The organism is Micromonospora humida (assembly GCF_016901255.1).
Taxonomy (GTDB): domain Bacteria; phylum Actinomycetota; class Actinomycetes; order Mycobacteriales; family Micromonosporaceae; genus Micromonospora; species Micromonospora wenchangensis.
The window spans coordinates 169,284-187,221 of sequence record NZ_JAFEUC010000008.1 but is presented as its reverse complement, the minus strand read 5'-3'; the positions used below and the strand labels follow the sequence as shown (position 1 = coordinate 187,221).

The following is a 17,938-nucleotide window of genomic DNA, read 5'->3' as shown; positions in this document are numbered from 1 at the left end:
CGCCCACGGTCGGACGGCGGCGTGGTCGGCGCGGCGGACCGGCAGCCGGTGGGTCAGAGGCCGGAGCAGGGCACCCCGTCGACCGTGCACCGCGACGGCCGGATGCTGCCGCCGGTGTTCTCGAAGTGGAACCGCAACGGCACCGAGGCACCGGGCCCGACGTTCACCCCGCTGGTGTACGTGAACACCCCGCCGGACATCCGGGGAGTGCCCTGCGGGGCGCCCTCGACCCACGAGGTGACCAGCCGGCTGCCCGGTGGCGGCACCAACCGGACCGTCCATGGCCGGGACACCCGGTCGCGGTTGTAGAGCAGCACCTCACCGATGAACGCCTCGTTGTTCCAACTGTCCCGCACGCTGAACCGGCCGGTGACCGGCGACGACGGCGGCGCGGCGGGCGGTGGCGGTGGTGCGGGGGTGGTCGGCCGGGGCTGCTCACCGCCCGGGTCGTCGGGCGGTGACTCGACCCCACCGGCCGGCGGGTCGGACAGGTCGTCCCCGCCCGACGGCTCGCCCGGTACGACCACGACGGGCACCTCGACCGGAGGCGTGTCGGTGCGGCGGGGCGTCAACCCGGGGACCACCGGTTCGGGGAGGTTCGCCGCCACCCGGGCCGGGTTGGTCGCCCCCGAGCCCGGCAGCGAGTACGTCGGCAGCGGATCGGCCGGCCGGGCCTCGAACGCCGGCCCCCGGCTGCGGTACGACGCCAACGCGACGATCAGGAGCACCACCATCACCAGTACCCCGGTGGCGACCACGACCCATGGCGACGACGCCAACGCACCCGCTCCGTGTGCCCGCGGTTGCGCGCGACGCATGCCGGACATGACCCTCCCTGGTCGGCCCCGTCCGAGAAGAGTAACGATTCAGGCGATTGTCGGAAAGTACCCAACGTCCGGACTTTGTCCTAACCGGACAGTTTGATTCGTCCCGTCAGCCGCGCACCCGCAGCGCGTCCACCTGGAAGTAGACCCCGCCGCGTTTGACCGCCCAGATGGTGTACTGCCCGACCGGCAGCCCCTGCACGCTGAACACGGTCTGCTGCGGCTGGTAACGGTGCGCCCGCGCGCTCACCCGTTGCTGCTTCACCGGTCGCCCACCGGCGTCGACGACCCACACGTCGGCGTCACCGTACTCGGGGTCCCGCGAGGTGATGTAGTCCAGGCCGGTGCCGGTGAAGGTGAAGCTGAACGAGTCCCCGTCGTGGATGGTGTAGTGCACGTCGTCGCGGTGGTCGCCGTACGGCCGGTTCCGGGAGACCGCCCACCGCCCCCGGTAGGTGATGCCCGGGGCGTCGTCGTTGAGCAGCGTGACCGGCGGCGGCGTCAGGGCCACGGTCGTCGGCGACACCGACGCCGACGGACTGGCCGACCGGGACGCGACAGGCGTCCGACCGGCCGCCGGTGGGACCACGCCGGTCCCGCCGCCGTTGGTCCGTCGGGTGCGGGTGGGCGCCGGCGTCGGCGTCGCCGACGCCGGCGCGGTCGTCACCGGCACCCCGGGCACCATCACGGCCTCGCTGCGTGACCCGGCGCCGTGCTCGGCGTAACGATCGTGACCCAGCACCGCCACCAGCGCCTTGACCAGCAGCAGGAGCAGCACGATCACCCCGACCGAGGCGAGCAGCCAGGGCGTCGCGGCGACCGCCTGGGGCAGTCGGGACGTCCACCGCGTCCCACGGGTGCCCGGCATGGCCCTCCTCGGTCGACCCTGTACGCAGAGATTAGCGACCGTCCGGTAGGGATGATCACCGGGGGCGTGGCAGGGGCGACCGAACGGTCAGCCGGTCCGGATGACGGTGCAGATCGCCGGGCCGTCCTCGGTGCCGCGCAGCAGGTAACGGTAGCGTTCCCCGGGCACCGCCCGGCCCTGGCTGTCCAGGAACTCCCAGCGCACCGACACCATGGTCAGCAGGGCGGAGACCGGCTCCACCTCCTCGATCAGCGCGTGCGCCGCGACCAGTTCCCGTTCCCGGTAGTCGGGCGCGGCACCGACGAAGGAGAGCGCGACCGCCGCCATCGTGCTGAACGAGAAGCTGTAGGTGTCGGCGACCACCAGCCCCGGCAGGGCGTAGCAGCCGGCGATGGTGGGCACGTCGCCGGTGGTGAGCGCCACCCCGTACCTGTCGAAGAAGTCGCTCAACGTGTCGAGGTCGGTGGAAGCTCTCACGGCGTCACCAATTGCCGCCCCCGGCCGCCGGCAAACCTCACCGGGGCGGGATACGCACCTCGATCTCCGCGCCGAGCCGCGCGCCGCCGGCCAGGTCCAGGTCGTCGCCGCTCCAGAACCGGCCCGGGTCGTACCAGTTGGGCCGCCGGCCGGGCGGCAACAGCCCCATCGCCTCGTAGGTCACCGCCACCACCTCGGCGCAGTACGCGGTCTCCAGGGCGCTGTCACCCGCCGCCCGGTCGGCCGGCTCGTCGTCCCGGTCCCGCCGGCCCGGCAGCGGCAGGCGCAGCTGCGGCACCCGCCCCCGGGCCCACCGCCAGGCCAACTGGGCGGTGGACGGGAACGGGGTGCCGTCGAGCCGGGCCACCGTCCGCAGCACCGCCTGCTCCATCGTCGGATCGGCCGACGGTTCGAGCTGACGCAGCCAGGCCCGCTGGCCGTACCGGTTGGCCCAGACGCAGACCGCGTCGCGCAGGTCGTGCAGCTGCACACCCCGCTGGTGGGTGCCGGTCCACATGTCCCGCAGCGACCGGCCCAGCTCGGCGTGCCACATCAGCGGGGGCATGTCGTCCAGCACCACCGCCATGCCGACGTGGTTGACGGGACTGTTGGTGGTGAACTGGATGGCCCGGTCCGGCACGCTGCGCCCCCGGAACACCCAGACGTCACCGGTACGGGTCAGGTCGACGGCCTCGTCCAGGCTGATGCTCATGGGCGTCTACCCTAGGCCGATGCGGCAACGGATGCAGTGGTGGAAGGTCCTCGGGTTGGCGGGTCTCGCGGGGGTCGCCGCGACCGGGGTGGTCGTCGCCCGCGCCGAGCGGCGGCGTCGCGCGTACACCCCGGAGGAGATCCGGGACCGGCTGCGGGAGCGGCACGCCCAGGCCGCGACGTCCGGCGACGATCCGGCCTGACCGTTCCCACGGCCGCCCCTGGCCGCTCGGCCACGGGCGGTGTCCACGGTGGTCCCGACGGGACGGTCCGACGGGCCGTGGAGGGCTAGGCTCCCCGGCATGGACGATGCGGTCGAGCAGCAACCCTTCGTGTTGGCGCCGCCCGCCGCGCCGGTGGAGCGGCACGGCCAGGTCGACCTGCACCTGCCGGCCGGCCCCGGCCCGCACCCCGTGGTGGTCGTGGTGCACGGTGCCCCGCTTCCGCCGGGCGCGCCGGACCCCCGGGACTGGCTGCTCTACCGGGGCTACGGGGCGCTCCTCGCCGAGCAGGGCCTGGTCGCCGCCGTCATCAGCTACCGGGTGACCGACCTGGCCGGGCTGCCCACCACCGCCGACGAGATCGCCGGCCTGGTCGAGTCCGTCCGGGCCGACCCCCGGGTCGACCCGCAGCGGGTGGTGCTCTGGTTCTTCTCCGGCGGGAGCCTGCTGTCGGCCGACTGGCTGCGCGCCGCACCGGACTGGGTGCGGGGGATCGCGTTGACCTATCCGCTGCTCGTCCCGCTGCCCGGCTGGGAGGTGCCGGCACGGTTCCTGCCCCTCGACGCCCTCGGTGCCGGCTCGACGACGCCTGTGGTGCTGACCCGGGCCGGGCAGGACAAGCTCCCCGGGCTGCTGGCCGGCATCGCGGCGTTCCTCGACGCCGCCGCCCAGGTCGGGCGACCGGTGCGTCTGGTGGAGGTGCCGGACGGTCAGCACGCCTTCGACATCCTGGACCACACCGAGCAGTCCCGCGAGGCCGTCCGGGCGGCCCGGGACGCGGTGGTCGACCTGATCCGGGCCGACTGAGCCGGGTCGTCCGCCCACCGCGCGGGGTCCGGTGACGGGCCGGATGTCCGGTTCGGGGCGCGAGGTCCCGCACCGGACAGACCCGTTCGTGCCCGATCGTCCCGTGGCCGGGGCCACCCGCACGGCGGAATCGCCGCCGGGGGCGGGGCGTTGTACCTGGCATACCACCGCCACTCCCCCGCCCGAGGGGGACGGCCCCGGAACCCCGATCGCGGAATGCGGTCGCCACCGGGTCGGTTGACAATCCCCGGACGCCCGAGCAGGTCCCCCGATCGCCGGGCGATCCCCCCGAACTTCCGGCCACGCCCCACCCCCCTGTGGGCGTACGCCACACCCCCGATGCAGAGGAGCACGCGACCATGCGTACCGATCTGATCCGCAAGACCGCCCTGACCGCTGCCGGCCTCGCCTTCACCACCGGTGCCATCGCCGGCCCGCTGACCGCCGCCTACGCCGCCGAGGCCCGCACCGGCGCACCCGCCTCCGTGCAGGCCGAGCGCCGGCCCGCCGGCGAGCGTGAGCTGACGATGGACTACCAGGCGCAGCCGAACTTCTACTACTGCGGCCCCGCCGCGACCCGCAACGCCCTGTCCGTCCAGGGCAAGAAGATCGACGTCGACGCCATGGCCAAGGAGATGCGCACCACCGAGGCCGGCACCGACAGCATCAACGACATCACCCCCGTGCTGAACAAGGAGACCGGCCGCAAGGCGTACGAGAGCACCGAGATCCGCAGCGCCAAGGCCGACGACAAGCAGACCGACGAGCTGCGCGCCGACATCGTGCGTGCCGTCGACGACGGTCGGGCCGTGGTGGCCAACATCGCCGGCACCGCCGTGGACACCGACGGCAACGCCCACTCCTTCGAGGGTGGCCACTACATCAGCGTCATCGGCTACCGCGACGGTGGGAAGACCGTGACCATCGGTGACTCGGCCAACCCGAACACCGCGTCCTACCGGATGAGTGTGGACAACCTCGCCGACTGGATCGCCACCCGCGGCTACTCGTCCTGACCCGCTGCCCGTCCTGACCCCGGACACCGATCGGGCCGCCCCCACCCGGGGGCGGCCCGATCGTCGTCGGTACGGCCGGCTCGCTCCCGTGCCCGGGGGCCGCAGCGGTGGCGGCTCAGCGGTCGGTGCCGGCCGCCACCGGCTCGGCCTCGTCGGTGGTCGTCGTCGACTCCAGCCGGCGGGCCCGGCGGCGCAGCCACCAGGTGCTGGCCACCCCGCCGAGCACGGCCAGGACCAGGCCGGCCCAGGAGATGTCCTTGAGCCAGTGCTCGGCCGCCCGGCCCAGGGTGTAGAGCAGGTAGGTCGTGCCGAAGGCCCAGACCAGGCCGCCGGCCGCGTTGGCCACCAGGAACCGCCGGTACGGCACGTGCAGCGCGCCGGCCAGCGGCCCGGCCAGGATGCGCAGCAGGGCGACGAACCGGCCGAAGAACACCGCCCAGACGCCGTGCCGGGCGAAGCTCTGCTCGGCGCGGGCGAGCTGTGCGGGCCCCAGGTGTTTCGGGAAGCGCCGGCCCAGCCGGGCCAGCAGCGGACGGCCGCCCCGGCGACCCACCGCGTAGCCGACGGAGTCGCCGACGATCGCGCCGAACGCCGCGGCGGTGGCGACCCAGTGCGGCTCGACCACCCCGGTCGCGGCCAGCAGGGCGGAGCTGACCAGCACGATCTCGCCCGGCAACGGGACACCCATGCTCTCGACGCCGATCACCCCGGCGACGATCAGGTAGACCAGCCCCGGGGGAAGTGCTACGAGCCAGTGCTGAACGTCGACCACTGCGGCACCCCTTCCGACCCGACCTCGAACCCTACCCGCGCCGCACGGTCGGGTGGGGCACTCGGGGGCCCGGCCGTCCGGGCCTCCGGGCGGACTCCGGCTGCGGGCCACCCCCACGCGGTGGGGTCGCGCTACCGCTCCGTCAGCAGGGTGCCGAGCCGGTCGGTCAGGACCGGATCGAGGGGCCCGTCCACCTCGACGCTGATCCGGGTGCCGCCGGGCGGGCGGGCCAACCGCACCGTCAGTGGGGGGATGCCCATGAGCGGGTAGCAGAACCCGCCGTCGGCCGGCTGGTCGTCCAGCGCGCCGGTGAGCGCCGCCTCGTCAAGGTCGTCGTACGGGTAGGCGATGTATCCGCTGATCCGTCGCAGCAGGGGGACGAGGTCCTCCTCGGCGGTCCAACCCCGCACGGCCGGTGCCGCATCGGCGGCGGGCCGGGCGTGGTCGTCCCGACCGGGGGTCGGCCATGGCCGGCCAAGCGGTGGCTTCCCGGACGATCCGTCTCCGGAGCCGGCCAGGTGGTCGCGGATCATCCTGGCCGCATTCGGTGGACACCGGGCCAACATCCGGTCGAGTTCCTCCGAGGGCCCGTGCACCGCCAAAAGCCAGGCGCGCACCTGCCAGGAGCGGGCAGCGAAGATCCGGGCAGCGTCGACGAAGAGCTGGTCGCGCTCCAGCATCGGCAGGAGCTGCGGCACCGTTTCGTCGACACGTCGCCGCACCTCCCGCGCCACCGTCGCGGCCGTCGTGCTGTGGATGCGCCACTGGTCGCCCCCGGACAGCACCGGGTGCCCGATCCGGTGCCGCCAGATCCCGTCGACGCTGCTCGGCAGCGCGGAATCCGGCAGCCCGGTCCGGCGACGCCAGCTCTCCCATTGCGGGGCCAGCACGAATGCCACGTTGAGGTAGAAGGCTTTCGTCGTCCTGGTGGAGTGGTCCGAGGACTGCACCTCCATGATCAGAGCGTCCCCGGTCGGAGCGTAGCGGCGGAAGATCCGGGTACCGCCCTCGCGGGTGAACCCGTACCCGGCCAGGTGCGCGGCCAGGCCCTCGACGAAGGTCGGCAGCAGCGGCCGGCTACCCGTCACCTCGGCTCCCCGGTCGGCCGGGGAGCGACGACCTGTCCGGCGGGGCCGTTCACCGGGGCTGGAGCAGACCGCGCGCGGCCATGAAGGCACGCAACGTCTCGGCGTCCCCGGGGGACATCAACCAGCGGGGGATCACCGTCGCCGGCATCCGACCGACGTACACGATCCAGAAGTCGCCGGCCTCCCGTACCTGGGCCACCCCGTCCCAGGCGATGCCGCCGGACTCCGAGCCGCTGCGCATCATGATGTTGTCGTCGGTGATGTCGTAACCGCCCTCGACCGCGTAGTCGTCGGAGCGGCGTCGGGCCCGCCAGCGCACCCAGGGCGCGTAGAGCATCGATAGCAGCCCGCCCACGAGCAGCACCAGCCACAGCGACGAGAGCCGGCCGCCCCAGGAGACGAGCAGACCGGCCGCCCCGGCCGCCGCCAGCGCCGCGCCGATCAGGGTGAACCGACGCAACCGGACGCTGCTGAGCGCGGCGGCCACCCGGCCCGGGTAGGCGGGGTCGGCGGGGACGTCGAAACGGATGTGCACGCGGAAACGATAGTGCGGGCCGACGGCGGTGGCTCAGTCGAGGCAGAACTCGTTGCCCTCGACGTCCTGCATCACCAGGCACGACTCGTCGTACCCGTCGGCGGTCAGCAGGCGTACCCGGGTCGCGCCGAGGGCGACCAGCCGGGCGCACTCCGCCTCCAGCGCGGCCAACCGCTCCTCGCCGACCAGGCCGGGGCCGATCCGCACGTCGAGGTGCAGCCGGTTCTTGACCACCTTGCCCTCGGGCACGCGCTGGAAGAACAGTCGCGGGCCCGCGCCGGTGGGGTCGACGCAGGCGAACGCGGAGCCCTGCCGCTCGGGCGGCAGGGCTCTGTCGAACGCGCCCCAGTCGGCGAACCCCGGCGGCGGTGGCGGCACGACGTAACCGAGCACCGCACACCAGAAGCGGGCGACCCGTTCGGGCTCCGCGCAGTCGAAGGTGATCTGGACCTGCTTGACCGACGTCATCGGCCCACCGTAGCGGCGAGGTCAGACACGGTGGCGCTCAGCGACCGGGGGCCGGCGGCCGTGCCGTCCGGTCGGGCAGCGGGGCGACGAACTCCAGCCGGTTGCCGTGCGGGTCGGCGGTGTGGAAGCGGCGCATCCCGGGCAGCTCGTCGTCGTCACCCCAGGTGACCGGGTGGCCGGCGCGGGCCAGCCGGTCGGCGAGGGCGTCGAGGTCGGGGCGCAGCAGGGCGGGGTGCGCCTTGCGGGCGGGCCGGAAGTCGGCCTCGACGCCGAGGTGCAGTTCGGCGTCGTACCCGGTGAACCAGCAGCCGCCACGGGCGGCGAGGGCCGGGGGTTTGGGTTTCTCGGTCAGGCCGAGGATGCCCACGTAGAAGGCCCGGGACGAGTCCTCGGCACCGGGCGGGCAGGCGAGCAGCACATGGTGGATCATGGTGGCACCTCCTCGTCCCGAACCCTGGCACGAGGTTGCGTGGATAGCAAGACGGACGTACGGTTTTGTTGGAAGACGACGAATCGGCAGTAAGTGTTACCTAACCTGGGCGACGTTCCGCCCGGTGCGACAGACTGCTCAGGACTACTCACGGTCGCTGGTGTGAAGGAGTACGACGTGGCGAGCCTCGACACCTTCGGTGCGAAGACCCAGCTACGCGTCGGAGACGCGAGCTACGAGATTTTCAGGATCAGCCAGGTGCCGGGGCACGACAGACTGCCCTACAGCTTGAAGATCCTGCTGGAGAACCTGCTGCGGACCGAGGACGGCGCGAACATCACCGCCGACCACATCTCCCAGCTCGGCGCGTGGGACCCCACCGCCGACCCGAGCGTGGAGATCCAGTTCACCCCGGCGCGGGTGCTGATGCAGGACTTCACCGGCGTACCCTGCGTGGTCGACCTGGCCACCATGCGCGAGGCGGTCCGCGACCTCGGCGGCGACGCCACCAAGGTCAACCCCCTCGCACCGGCCGAGCTGGTCATCGACCACTCGGTCATCGCCGACCTGTTCGGCCGCGAGGACGCCTTCGCCCGCAACGTCGAGCTGGAGTACGAGCGCAACAGGGAGCGCTACCAGTTCCTGCGCTGGGGCCAGACCGCGTTCAACGAGTTCAAGGTCGTCCCGCCCGGCACCGGCATCGTGCATCAGGTCAACATCGAGTACCTGGCCCGGACGATCATGGAGCGGAACGGCCAGGCGTACCCGGACACCGTCGTCGGCACCGACTCGCACACCACCATGGTCAACGGCCTGGGCGTGCTGGGCTGGGGCGTCGGCGGCATCGAGGCCGAGGCCGCGATGCTCGGCCAGCCGGTCAGCATGCTCATCCCCCGGGTCGTCGGCTTCAAGCTCGCAGGCGAGATGCCGGCCGGCACCACCGCCACCGACCTGGTGCTCACCATCACCGAGATGCTGCGCAAGCACGGCGTCGTCGGCAAGTTCGTCGAGTTCTACGGCCCCGGCGTCAGCGCCGTGCCGCTGGCCAACCGGGCCACCATCGGCAACATGTCCCCCGAGTACGGCTCCACCGTCGCGATCTTCCCGATCGACGCCGAGACCGTTCGCTACCTGGAGCTGACCGGCCGGGACGCCTCCCAGGTGGCGCTCGTCGAGGCGTACGCCAAGGAGCAGGGGCTCTGGCACGACCCGGAGCGTGAGCCGGCGTACTCCGAGCGCCTGGAGCTGGACCTGGGCACCATCGAGCCGTCCCTGGCCGGGCCGAAGCGCCCGCAGGACCGGGTGCCGCTCGGGGTCGCCAAGACGCTGTTCCGCTCGGCGCTGACCGACTACGTCGCCGACGACTCCGCCGGTGAGCGCGACCTCAAGCCCGGCGTGGCCCGCGAGCAGCTGCCCCGGGGCGCGAACGGCCCGGCCGACGAGGCCAGCGCCGAGTCGTTCCCGGCCAGCGACCCGCCCGCCAACGACTTCAGCGACCCCGCCGACGAGCCGCGCGACCTGGAGACCGCCGCCGTCGGCGCCGGGGGCCGGGCCAGCAACCCGGTCCGGGTCACCGGCAGTGACGGCGTGGAGTACGAGCTGGACCACGGCGCGGTCGTGATCGCCGCGATCACCTCCTGCACCAACACGTCCAACCCGCAGGTGATGATCGGTGCCGCGCTGCTGGCCCGCAACGCCGTCGACAAGGGCCTGAGCCGCAAGCCGTGGGTCAAGACCACGCTGGCGCCCGGCTCCAAGGTCGTCATGGACTACTACGAGCGGGCCGGTCTCACGCCCTACCTGGACAAGCTCGGCTTCAACCTGGTCGGCTACGGCTGCACCACCTGCATCGGCAACTCCGGCCCGCTGCCGGAGGAGGTCTCCGCCGCCGTCAACTCCGGCGACCTGGCCGTCGTGTCGGTGCTGTCCGGCAACCGGAACTTCGAGGGCCGGATCAACCCGGACGTCAAGATGAACTACCTGGCCTCCCCGCCGCTGGTGGTGGCGTACGCGCTGGCCGGCACGATGGACATCGACCTGGCCAACGAGCCGCTCGGCGAGGACACCGAGGGCAACCCGGTGTTCCTGCGCGACATCTGGCCCAACACCGCCGAGATCCAGGACGTCATCGCCGCCGCGATCGGCGCGACCGGGTTCAGCGCCGCCTACGCCGACGTGTTCGCCGGTGACGAGCGCTGGCAGTCGCTGCCCACCCCGACCGGCGACACCTTCGCCTGGGCCGACGACTCCACCTACGTCCGCAAGCCCCCGTACTTCGAGGGGATGCAGCAGGAGCCGAGCCCGGTCGTCGACATCGCCGACGCCCGGGTGCTGGCCAAGCTGGGCGACTCGGTCACCACCGACCACATCTCCCCGGCCGGCGCGATCAAGGCCGACTCCCCCGCCGGCCGGTACCTCGCCGAGCACGGCGTGCCGCGCCACGAGTTCAACTCGTACGGCTCCCGCCGGGGCAACCACGAGGTGATGATCCGGGGCACCTTCGCCAACATCCGGCTGCGTAACCAGCTCGTCCCCGGCGTGGAGGGTGGCTTCACCGTCAACCACCTGACCGGCGAGCAGACCTCCATCTACGACGCCTCCACCGCCTACCAGGAGGCCGGCGTGCCGCTGGTCATCCTGGCCGGCAAGGAGTACGGCTCCGGCTCGTCGCGGGACTGGGCGGCCAAGGGGACCATGCTGCTCGGCGTCCGGGCGGTCATCGCCGAGTCCTACGAGCGCATCCACCGGTCCAACCTGATCGGCATGGGTGTGCTGCCGTTGCAGTTCCCGGTGGACACCACCGCCGAGTCGCTCGGCCTCACCGGCACGGAGACCTTCTCCATCACCGGGGTGACCGCGCTCAACGACGGCGACACCCCGCGTACGGTGCGGGTCAGCACCGACACCGGTGTGGAGTTCGACGCGGTGGTCCGGATCGACACCCCGGGCGAGGCGGACTACTACCGCCACGGCGGCATCCTCCAGTACGTGCTGCGCCGCATGATCGCGAGCTGACGTACCCCGCGCACGGAACGGGCCCCCTCCGCCGGCGGAGGGGGCCCGTCGCGTCGGCGCGCGGTGCGGTCGTGCTCAGCCGCCGGCAGCCCGGCGGCGGGCCTCGCGGGTCTTCATGGCGTGCTCCAGCAGCGTGATCAGCACGTTGCGGCCGGACTCCCGCTGCCGGGCGTCGCAGAGCAGCAACGGCACCTCCGGGTCCAGGTCCAGCGCCGCGCGGATCTCGTCGACGCCGAACCGGCGGGCGCCCTCGAAGCAGTTCACCGCCACCACGAACGGGGTGCCCCGCCCCTCGAAGTAGTCGATCGAGGGAAAGCAGTCGGCCAACCGTCGGGTGTCGGCCAGCACCACCGCGCCGAGCGCCCCCACCGCCAACTCGTCCCACAGGAACCAGAACCGGTCCTGCCCGGGGGTGCCGAAGACGTAGAGCACCAGGTCGTTGCTGATGGTGATCCGGCCGAAGTCCATCGCCACCGTGGTGGTGCTCTTGCGTTCCACACCGGACAGGTCGTCGACGCCGATGCCGGTCTCGGTCAGCACCTCCTCGGTCCGCAGTGGACGGCTCTCGCTGACCGCCCCGACCAGGGTCGTCTTGCCGGCCCCGAAACCGCCCGCCACCAGAACCTTGAGCGCGGTGGGCAGCACCCGCGCCCCCGCCGGACGTTCAGAGTGCCCGTAGTCCATTGATCACCGCCTCGTAGATGCTCTCGTCGTTGACACCGGCCGGCTCCCGGGGTTCCTGTACCCGGACCAGGTCCCGCGCCACCAGGTCACCGAGGAGCACCCGTACGGTGCCCACCGGCAGGTCCAGTCGGGCGGCGATCTCGGCCACCGACTGCATGCGTTGGGTCAGCGCCACGATCGCCACGTGCTCCGGCCCCAGCCCGGCCTCCTCGACCGCGTTCGTCCGGGTCGCCGTGACCAGCGAGATCAGGTCGAACGAGCCGGTGACCGGGCGGGCCCGGCCCCGGGTGACCGCGTACGGACGGACCACCGGGCCCGCGTGCTCGTCGACCCACTGTTCGTCCGCGGGGTCGCCGTCACCGGCCATCGCGGTCAGTTCCCGCCGGACGGCTGATCGACGCCCCGGGCCGGGGACGCCACGTACTTGCCCACCCGGGCGACGAGCATCGCCATCTCGTACGCGATCAGGCCGACGTCGGCGTCCGTGCCGGCCAGCACCGCCAGGCAGGCGTTCGGCCCGGCCGCGGTGACGAACAGGAACGAGGACTCCATCTCGATGATGGTCTGCTGGACCTGCCCGCCGCCGAAACGCTTGCCGGCGCCCCGGGCCAGGCTCTGGATGCCGGCGGCCATCGCGGCGAGGTGTTCGCCGTCGTCCCGTCCCATCCCCCCGGACGCGGCCATCAGCAGGCCGTCCGTGGAGAGCGCGACGGCGTGCTCAGCCTGCTTGACCCGGCTGACCAGATCGTCGAGCAACCACGTCAGGTCGGCACCGGATGCCGTCGTCTGCCCCACTCGTCGTCCTCTTCCCCGGCGCGTACGCCGTGCTCGTTGCCGTCCCGTCGGCGGCGTCGCATCCGTCGCGACGCCGTCAGCCCGCCGGGTTGTCCGCGGCGTCCGGCCGGTCGCCGGCGCGGGTGCCCTCCAGCAGCCGGGCCGCGTCGCTGCGACCGCGTCGGGTGCCCGACTGGTAGGCGCTCATCAGTTGGCGTATCTGCTCGGGAGCACGCCGCGGGGTGCCTGCGGCCGCGGTCTCCCCGGCGCTCGGCGAGGCCCGCAGCCCGGGTGCCAGGTTCGCCTGTCGCACCCGCACCGGCAGTCCCGCGTCGGTCACCGGCCCTTCCACAGTAGGCGACGGCGGGTCGAGACCGTCGTCCGCCGTCCGCCCGTCCCCGGTCGCCCGGTCGGCCGGGTCGGAGCCGCCCGACCGGCCCGTGGCCGGGTCGGTGTCGACCGGTCCGGCGTCGTCGACCGTGCCGGTGTCGACCGGACCCGCGTCCACCGGACCCGTGTCGACCAGGCCCGCGTCCACCGGGCCGGCGGTCGCCGGGGCGGGTCCGGGATCGGCCGACGTGGCCGACCACCGCCCGCCGGGTGGGGGTGCGTCGGTGGCCGCAGGCTCGGGGGTGGACGGTCGGAGACCGGTGATCGGCAGGCCGGTCGGGACGGTCGGCCCGTGCAGCGCGTCACTGACCGGTGGCGGGGCGGCGGCCGGGTCCGGCGGGCGCGGGGGCCGCTTGCGGGAGCGGGCGGGCAGCCCGGCCGGGGTCACCGCGCCCGACGGCGGGACAGCCCACGGGGCCGCCGACGTGGTCGTACCGGCCGGCGACGGGGTGGCCGGCGGCGCTGTCGCGGCGGTCGGCGGCGCGGTGGCCGGGACCGGCGGCGTGGTGGCCGGTGGCGGGGCCGCGAGGGTCGGCGGCGCGGCGGCGGTGGCCGGGCCGGCGGCGAGGACCGGCTGGGCGCCGGACGGGCTCGGGTCACCGGGCACCACCAGCTCCGACGGGATCAGCACCACGGCGGTCGTGCCCCCGTAGGCGGACTCCTTGAGCTGCACCTTCACCCCGTGCCGCTCGGTCAGCCGGCTCACCACGTACAGGCCGAGGCGGGCGGCGTCGGCCAGGTTCAACTCGGAACGGTCGACGATCCGGCGGTTCGCCGCGACCAGTTCCTCCCCGGTCAGCCCCAGGCCACGGTCCTCGATCTCGATGGCGTACCCGGCGGTCACCAGTCGACCCCGCACCTCCACCGTGGTGTTCGGCGGCGAGAAGGACAGCCCGTTCTCGATCAGCTCGGCGAGCAGGTGGATCACGTCACCGACCGCCCGGCCGGCGAGCGCGACCGGCCCGAGCGGCAGCACGTCCACCCGGGTGTAGTCCTCGACCTCGGCGACCGCGCCGCGCACCACGTCCACCATGGGCACGTTGCGCCGCCAGGCCCGGCCCGGGGTGGCGCCGGAGAGCACGATCAGGTTCTCCGCGTTGCGCCGCATCCGGGTGGCCAGGTGGTCCACCCGGAACAGGTCCTCCAGTTCCTCGGCGTCGTGTTCGCGCCGTTCCATCGCGTCGAGCAGGGTGAGCTGGCGGTGCACCAGCGCCTGGGTCCGCCGGGCCAGGCTGAGGAACACCCCCCGGACGTTGCGACGCAGCTCGGCCTGCTCCACCGCCGTCCGCACGGCGGTCTCCTGCACGGCGTTGAACGCCCGCCCGAGCTGGCCGATCTCGTCGTCGCCGAAGTCCAGGGGCGGGGCCTCGCGGGCCACGTCGACGTCCTCGCCCCGGCCGAGCCGGTCCACCACCCCGGGCAGCCGCTCGTGGGCCAGCCGCAGCGCGGCGTCCCGCAGCCGGGCCACCTGGCGGACCAGGTGCCGGGCGGTGCTGATCGACACCACGATGGACGCGACGACGGCGATCAGGCCGAGGCCGGCGGCGAGCACCAGCCGGACGATGACGCCCACCGCGACCGGGGTGGCCCGGTCGATCAGCGCGTCGCCGATGGTCACCCCGAAGTCCACCTGGGCCTGCATCGCCGGCCCGACGGTCGACTGCCACTCCTGCGCGGTCAACGGCAGGGTGGCCCCCGACCGGGCCTGCTGGATCACCCGGTCCTCCAGCACCCGGAACCGGGCCACCGCGTCGGAGCCGGCGAGCTGGTCGTAGCGGACCCGGTCGGCCGGGGACAGCTCGCCGGCCGCCTCCGCGGTCTGGTAGCGCTGGGCGCCGACCAGCTGGGCGAAGCGGGCGTACTCGTCGCCGGTCATCCGGCCCGCCGCGAGCACCCCGGTGATCAGGGCGTCCTGCTGGGAGATCAGTTCCCGCACCTGGTAGAGGTCGACCAGGGTCTCGCTCTCGGCGGCGATCCGCGGATCGTCGAGCTGGCCGAGCGAGCCGTACATCCGCAGCACCGCGGCCAGGATGGCGGTGTACGCGGCCGACGCCTCGGCCCGGTTCACCCCGGCGTCACGCACCGACTCCCGGACGCCGGTGAGACCACTGAGCCCGGTCAGCACCTCGTCCACCCGGCGGCGGGTGTCCTCCCCGGTGGCCAGCTCGGCCTGCCAACTGCCCACCGACGTGCCGAAGTCGTCCGACACCAGGTCGGTGCGCTGCCACTGGGCGGTCAGGGCGTCGAGTTGCGGCTGGCCGCGTTCGCCCAGGTAGGCGTTGGCGAGCCGGCGCTCGTCCTGCAACGCGGTGAGCAGCGCCTGGCCCGGGTCGGCCACCCGGCTGTTGAGCGTCTGCACGAACAGCAGGGTGAAGCCGTCCTGGACGGTCACCCAGGCCGCGAAGGACCAGAGCGCGACGAGCGAGGTGAGCAGGGCGACGATTTTGGTACGCAGACGTGTGCTGCCGGAACCCATCACACCGCCCCCGGGCCGGACCGTGGCCGCCGGACGCCCGACGCGTCACGACACACCTGAACCCGGCGCACGCTAGCAGTCGGCAGCACCATCGCTCAAGCCATGCTGATCATGGAGGCGGGGCCGGTGCCGCAGGTCGGAGGCGATGGTGACCACCATGGATGGTAGCGGCCCGACGGCGGTGCCGGGCCGGCGGCGGGTCGGACGGGACCGTCGCCGGGACGACCGACCCCGATCGCGGGCGCGGCCGACCCCGCTGTGCCAGGCTCAGGGGCATGGACGACAAGAGCATCCTGCACCGGATCTCGGAACTGGTCGACGAGGAGCACCGGCTCCGGTCGGCGGCCCAGGCCCACGAATCCGGCACCGACGACGAGGCCAAGGAACAACTGCGCGCGCTGGAGGAGTCCCTGGACCAGTGCTGGGACCTGCTGCGCCGCCGCCGGGCGGCCCGGGAGGCGCACGGCGACCCGGAGGCACAGGGGGCCCGGCCGGTGTCGGAGGTCGAGCGTTACCTCCAGTGACGCCCCCGACGCCCCGGACGGCCGTCGGCCGTCCGGGGCGTCGCCGCGTCAGCGCATCCCCGCCTCCCGCAGCAGCAGCGCGGTGAGGGCGGCCGGATCGGTGTCGGCGGCGGGCAGGCCCCGGGCGGTGAACCAGGTCGCCACCACCCGCACGTCGCGGGCCAGGAACTCCGGCCCCTGCGGGTTGGCCACCACGTCGACCACCTGCGGCAGGTCGATCATGACGAGCCGCCCCGCGTGCACCAGCAGGTTGTACGGCGACAGGTCGCCGTGGGCGTAGCCGGCCCGGGCCAGCACCATCAGGGCGTCCACCAGTTGCTCCCAGAGAGAGCGCAGCTCGTCCGGGTCGGGGCGTACCTGGGCCAGCCGGGGTGCGGCGGTCCCCTCGTCGGGGTCGCCGACGAACTCCAGCATCAGCTCGGTGCCGAGCAGTTGCACCGGGTACGGCACGGCAATCCGCCCGGACTCCGCCCCGACCTCCCAGAGCCGGGACAGCGCGGCGAACTCGGCCGCCGCCCACTGACCGGCGATCATCTGCCGGCCGAACGCCGTCCGGCCGGCCATCGCCCGGTTCTCCCGGGACCGGCGGACCCGGCGCCCCTCCAGGTAGCCGGCGTCACGGTGGAAGAGCCGGTGCTGGGCGTCGCGGTAGCGCTTGACCGCCAGCAGGCAGGACCGGTCGGTGTCGGGCACCGCCCGGCGGACGAGGTGGACGTCCGCCTCCTTGCCGGTCTTGAGCACGCCGAGATCGGTGTCCCGGGCGGCCAGCTCGGTGACCAGCCACCGCGGGTGCGGTTCGGGCCCGTGCACGGCCTGGTCCCAGGAGGACCAGTGGTCCTCCGGCTCGGGGTCGGGTTCGTCCTCGGGTGCGGTGCCGGCCGGCTGCCGGCCGTACGTCAGAAGGGGTGTCTCGTCGTCGTCGAAGCGGCTCTTGCCGCGGCCACGGCGCTGCGGCGCCGGGATGTCGTGTTCGCGCACGGTGCTGGTGATCCCTTGATCGAGGCTGATGGAGGCAGGTGGTACGACCCTGCGAAGACGGCCATGACCGACCCCCCTTCCTCGACCGGGCCCCGCCCGGCTGCGCGTGCGCGCCGGCCCATGCTGGCCGACGCCCCGCGCGGGACACAACCGATTTACCCGCCGGCGAGCACCACCGAGACGGCCGCGATCAACGAGTCGACGGTACGGGTGGGGGCGAAGCGGGTGTCGGTCCAGCTCCGACCCCGGTGCAGCCAGACGCTGGGCAGGCCGACCGCGGCGGCCCCGCCGATGTCCGCCTCCGGGCTGTCGCCCACCACCCACGCGCCGCGCAGCGGCAGCCGGGCCCGCTGGGCGGCCAGCGCGAAGATCCGGGGGTTGGGCTTGCTGACACCGGCCTCCTCGGAGATCACCCAGTCGGCGACGTAACGGTCCAGGCCGGTCTGCCGGATCTTGGCGTCCTCCAGCCGGACCGATCCGTTGGTGACCACCACCGGTAGCCACCCCGCGTCGTCGGCGATCCGCAGCGCGCAGGCCACCAGCGGATCCAGCCGGGTGTAGCCGACCACCCCGTCGTGCAGTTCCTCGACCAGGTCGATGGAGGGGATGCGCAGCGCGTACCGGTCCCGGATGGCGTCGGCGATGTCCCACCGGTCGGTCAGGCCGTCGGCGTCGATGGACAGCAGCCAGTCGATGTCGGTGGCCGGCGCGCCGATCTCGGCCAGGAAACCCTCGGCCCAGGCGCGGAACGGCCCGGCCCGGTCGAGCAGGGTGTTGTCCAGGTCGAGCAGGAGCAACGGCACTGAGGCACCTTACGGGAGAGGGGACCGCCGCCGACAGGGTCGAACCACCCGTCGTCGACCGTCGGGCGGCCGGGGTC

Annotated in this window: 20 protein-coding genes; 5 read left to right on the top strand and 15 right to left on the bottom strand. The window is 73.4% G+C overall.

Features of this window, described 5'->3' with window-relative positions; all coding sequences use genetic code 11:
* Positions 1–53 precede the first annotated feature (53 nt).
* The 4 genes from JQX11_RS18090 to JQX11_RS18075 all read right to left on the bottom strand — a co-directional run bounded on the left by JQX11_RS18090 (position 54) and on the right by JQX11_RS18075 (position 2,881).
* Entirely contained in the window at positions 54–779 is a 726-nt protein-coding gene (locus JQX11_RS18090) for a cellulose-binding domain-containing protein (protein WP_232378084.1), read from the bottom strand.
* A 154-nt stretch (positions 780–933) separates the two neighbouring features.
* Positions 934–1,692 carry a hypothetical protein gene (locus JQX11_RS18085; protein ID WP_204926131.1) on the bottom strand — a complete coding sequence of 253 codons (759 nt, stop codon included), beginning with the start codon at positions 1,690–1,692 and terminating at the stop codon, positions 934–936.
* Positions 1,693–1,779: 87 nt separating this feature from the next.
* The gene (locus tag JQX11_RS18080) at positions 1,780–2,169 is read right to left on the bottom strand and encodes a DUF6841 family protein (RefSeq protein ID WP_204926130.1); all 390 of its coding nucleotides are present in this window, start codon (positions 2,167–2,169) and stop codon (positions 1,780–1,782) included.
* 37 nt (positions 2,170–2,206) lie between these two features.
* Positions 2,207–2,881 (bottom strand): hypothetical protein, encoded by a 675-nt coding sequence (locus tag JQX11_RS18075; RefSeq protein ID WP_204926129.1) that lies wholly within the window; start codon positions 2,879–2,881, stop codon positions 2,207–2,209.
* A gap of 19 nt (positions 2,882–2,900) precedes the next feature.
* Between JQX11_RS18075 and JQX11_RS18070 the strand changes: the two genes are divergently transcribed.
* From JQX11_RS18070 to JQX11_RS18060, 3 genes are all read left to right on the top strand, one after another.
* On the top strand, positions 2,901–3,083 hold the full coding sequence (locus JQX11_RS18070; protein ID WP_204926255.1) for a hypothetical protein: 183 nt from the start codon (positions 2,901–2,903) through the stop codon (positions 3,081–3,083).
* A 99-nt stretch (positions 3,084–3,182) separates the two neighbouring features.
* Complete coding sequence (locus JQX11_RS18065; RefSeq protein ID WP_204926128.1) at positions 3,183–3,908, top strand: alpha/beta hydrolase; 726 nt, start codon at positions 3,183–3,185, stop codon at positions 3,906–3,908.
* A 359-nt stretch (positions 3,909–4,267) separates the two neighbouring features.
* Positions 4,268–4,924 carry a C39 family peptidase gene (locus tag JQX11_RS18060; protein ID WP_204926127.1) on the top strand — a complete coding sequence of 219 codons (657 nt, stop codon included), beginning with the start codon at positions 4,268–4,270 and terminating at the stop codon, positions 4,922–4,924.
* A gap of 115 nt (positions 4,925–5,039) precedes the next feature.
* Here JQX11_RS18060 and JQX11_RS18055 read toward each other — a convergent pair whose 3' ends face one another.
* The 5 genes from JQX11_RS18055 to JQX11_RS18035 all read right to left on the bottom strand — a co-directional run bounded on the left by JQX11_RS18055 (position 5,040) and on the right by JQX11_RS18035 (position 8,217).
* Positions 5,040–5,696: a DedA family protein gene (locus JQX11_RS18055; RefSeq protein WP_204926126.1), complete on the bottom strand. Its 657-nt coding sequence runs from the start codon at positions 5,694–5,696 to the stop codon at positions 5,040–5,042.
* A 131-nt stretch (positions 5,697–5,827) separates the two neighbouring features.
* The gene (locus JQX11_RS18050) at positions 5,828–6,784 is read right to left on the bottom strand and encodes a DUF4304 domain-containing protein (protein ID WP_204926125.1); all 957 of its coding nucleotides are present in this window, start codon (positions 6,782–6,784) and stop codon (positions 5,828–5,830) included.
* A gap of 49 nt (positions 6,785–6,833) precedes the next feature.
* On the bottom strand, positions 6,834–7,319 hold the full coding sequence (locus tag JQX11_RS18045; RefSeq protein ID WP_204926124.1) for a YcxB family protein: 486 nt from the start codon (positions 7,317–7,319) through the stop codon (positions 6,834–6,836).
* A gap of 33 nt (positions 7,320–7,352) precedes the next feature.
* Positions 7,353–7,787 carry a VOC family protein gene (locus JQX11_RS18040; RefSeq protein ID WP_204926123.1) on the bottom strand — a complete coding sequence of 145 codons (435 nt, stop codon included), beginning with the start codon at positions 7,785–7,787 and terminating at the stop codon, positions 7,353–7,355.
* A 37-nt stretch (positions 7,788–7,824) separates the two neighbouring features.
* Positions 7,825–8,217 carry a VOC family protein gene (locus tag JQX11_RS18035; RefSeq protein WP_204926122.1) on the bottom strand — a complete coding sequence of 131 codons (393 nt, stop codon included), beginning with the start codon at positions 8,215–8,217 and terminating at the stop codon, positions 7,825–7,827.
* Between the two features lie 162 nt (positions 8,218–8,379).
* On the opposite strand from JQX11_RS18035, the gene JQX11_RS18030 reads away from it, so the two are divergent.
* Positions 8,380–11,232, top strand: a complete 2,853-nt coding sequence (locus JQX11_RS18030; RefSeq protein WP_204926121.1) for an aconitate hydratase — start codon at positions 8,380–8,382, stop codon at positions 11,230–11,232.
* 75 nt (positions 11,233–11,307) lie between these two features.
* Here JQX11_RS18030 and JQX11_RS18025 read toward each other — a convergent pair whose 3' ends face one another.
* The 4 genes from JQX11_RS18025 to JQX11_RS18010 form a co-directional block, all read right to left on the bottom strand.
* Entirely contained in the window at positions 11,308–11,916 is a 609-nt protein-coding gene (locus JQX11_RS18025; RefSeq protein WP_204926120.1) for a GTP-binding protein, read from the bottom strand.
* On the bottom strand, positions 11,897–12,283 hold the full coding sequence (locus tag JQX11_RS18020) for a DUF742 domain-containing protein (RefSeq protein ID WP_088645633.1): 387 nt from the start codon (positions 12,281–12,283) through the stop codon (positions 11,897–11,899). Before JQX11_RS18020 ends, JQX11_RS18025 begins: the two co-directional genes overlap by 20 nt.
* A 5-nt stretch (positions 12,284–12,288) precedes the next feature.
* Positions 12,289–12,711 carry a roadblock/LC7 domain-containing protein gene (locus tag JQX11_RS18015; RefSeq protein WP_204926119.1) on the bottom strand — a complete coding sequence of 141 codons (423 nt, stop codon included), beginning with the start codon at positions 12,709–12,711 and terminating at the stop codon, positions 12,289–12,291.
* 76 nt (positions 12,712–12,787) lie between these two features.
* Positions 12,788–15,556, bottom strand: a complete 2,769-nt coding sequence (locus JQX11_RS18010; RefSeq protein ID WP_204926118.1) for a nitrate- and nitrite sensing domain-containing protein — start codon at positions 15,554–15,556, stop codon at positions 12,788–12,790.
* Between the two features lie 275 nt (positions 15,557–15,831).
* Here JQX11_RS18010 and JQX11_RS18005 point away from each other — a divergent pair, with 275 nt between their 5' ends.
* Entirely contained in the window at positions 15,832–16,080 is a 249-nt protein-coding gene (locus JQX11_RS18005; protein ID WP_088645025.1) for a DUF2630 family protein, read from the top strand.
* A 48-nt stretch (positions 16,081–16,128) separates the two neighbouring features.
* Here the strand turns inward: JQX11_RS18005 and JQX11_RS18000 are convergent, their stop codons facing one another.
* Together JQX11_RS18000 and JQX11_RS17995 are read right to left on the bottom strand one after the other, a co-directional pair.
* Positions 16,129–17,058 (bottom strand): serine protein kinase RIO, encoded by a 930-nt coding sequence (locus JQX11_RS18000; protein ID WP_204926117.1) that lies wholly within the window; start codon positions 17,056–17,058, stop codon positions 16,129–16,131.
* Between the two features lie 155 nt (positions 17,059–17,213).
* Positions 17,214–17,861, bottom strand: a complete 648-nt coding sequence (locus JQX11_RS17995) for an HAD family hydrolase (RefSeq protein WP_204926116.1) — start codon at positions 17,859–17,861, stop codon at positions 17,214–17,216.
* Between the last annotated feature and the right edge of the window lie 77 nt (positions 17,862–17,938).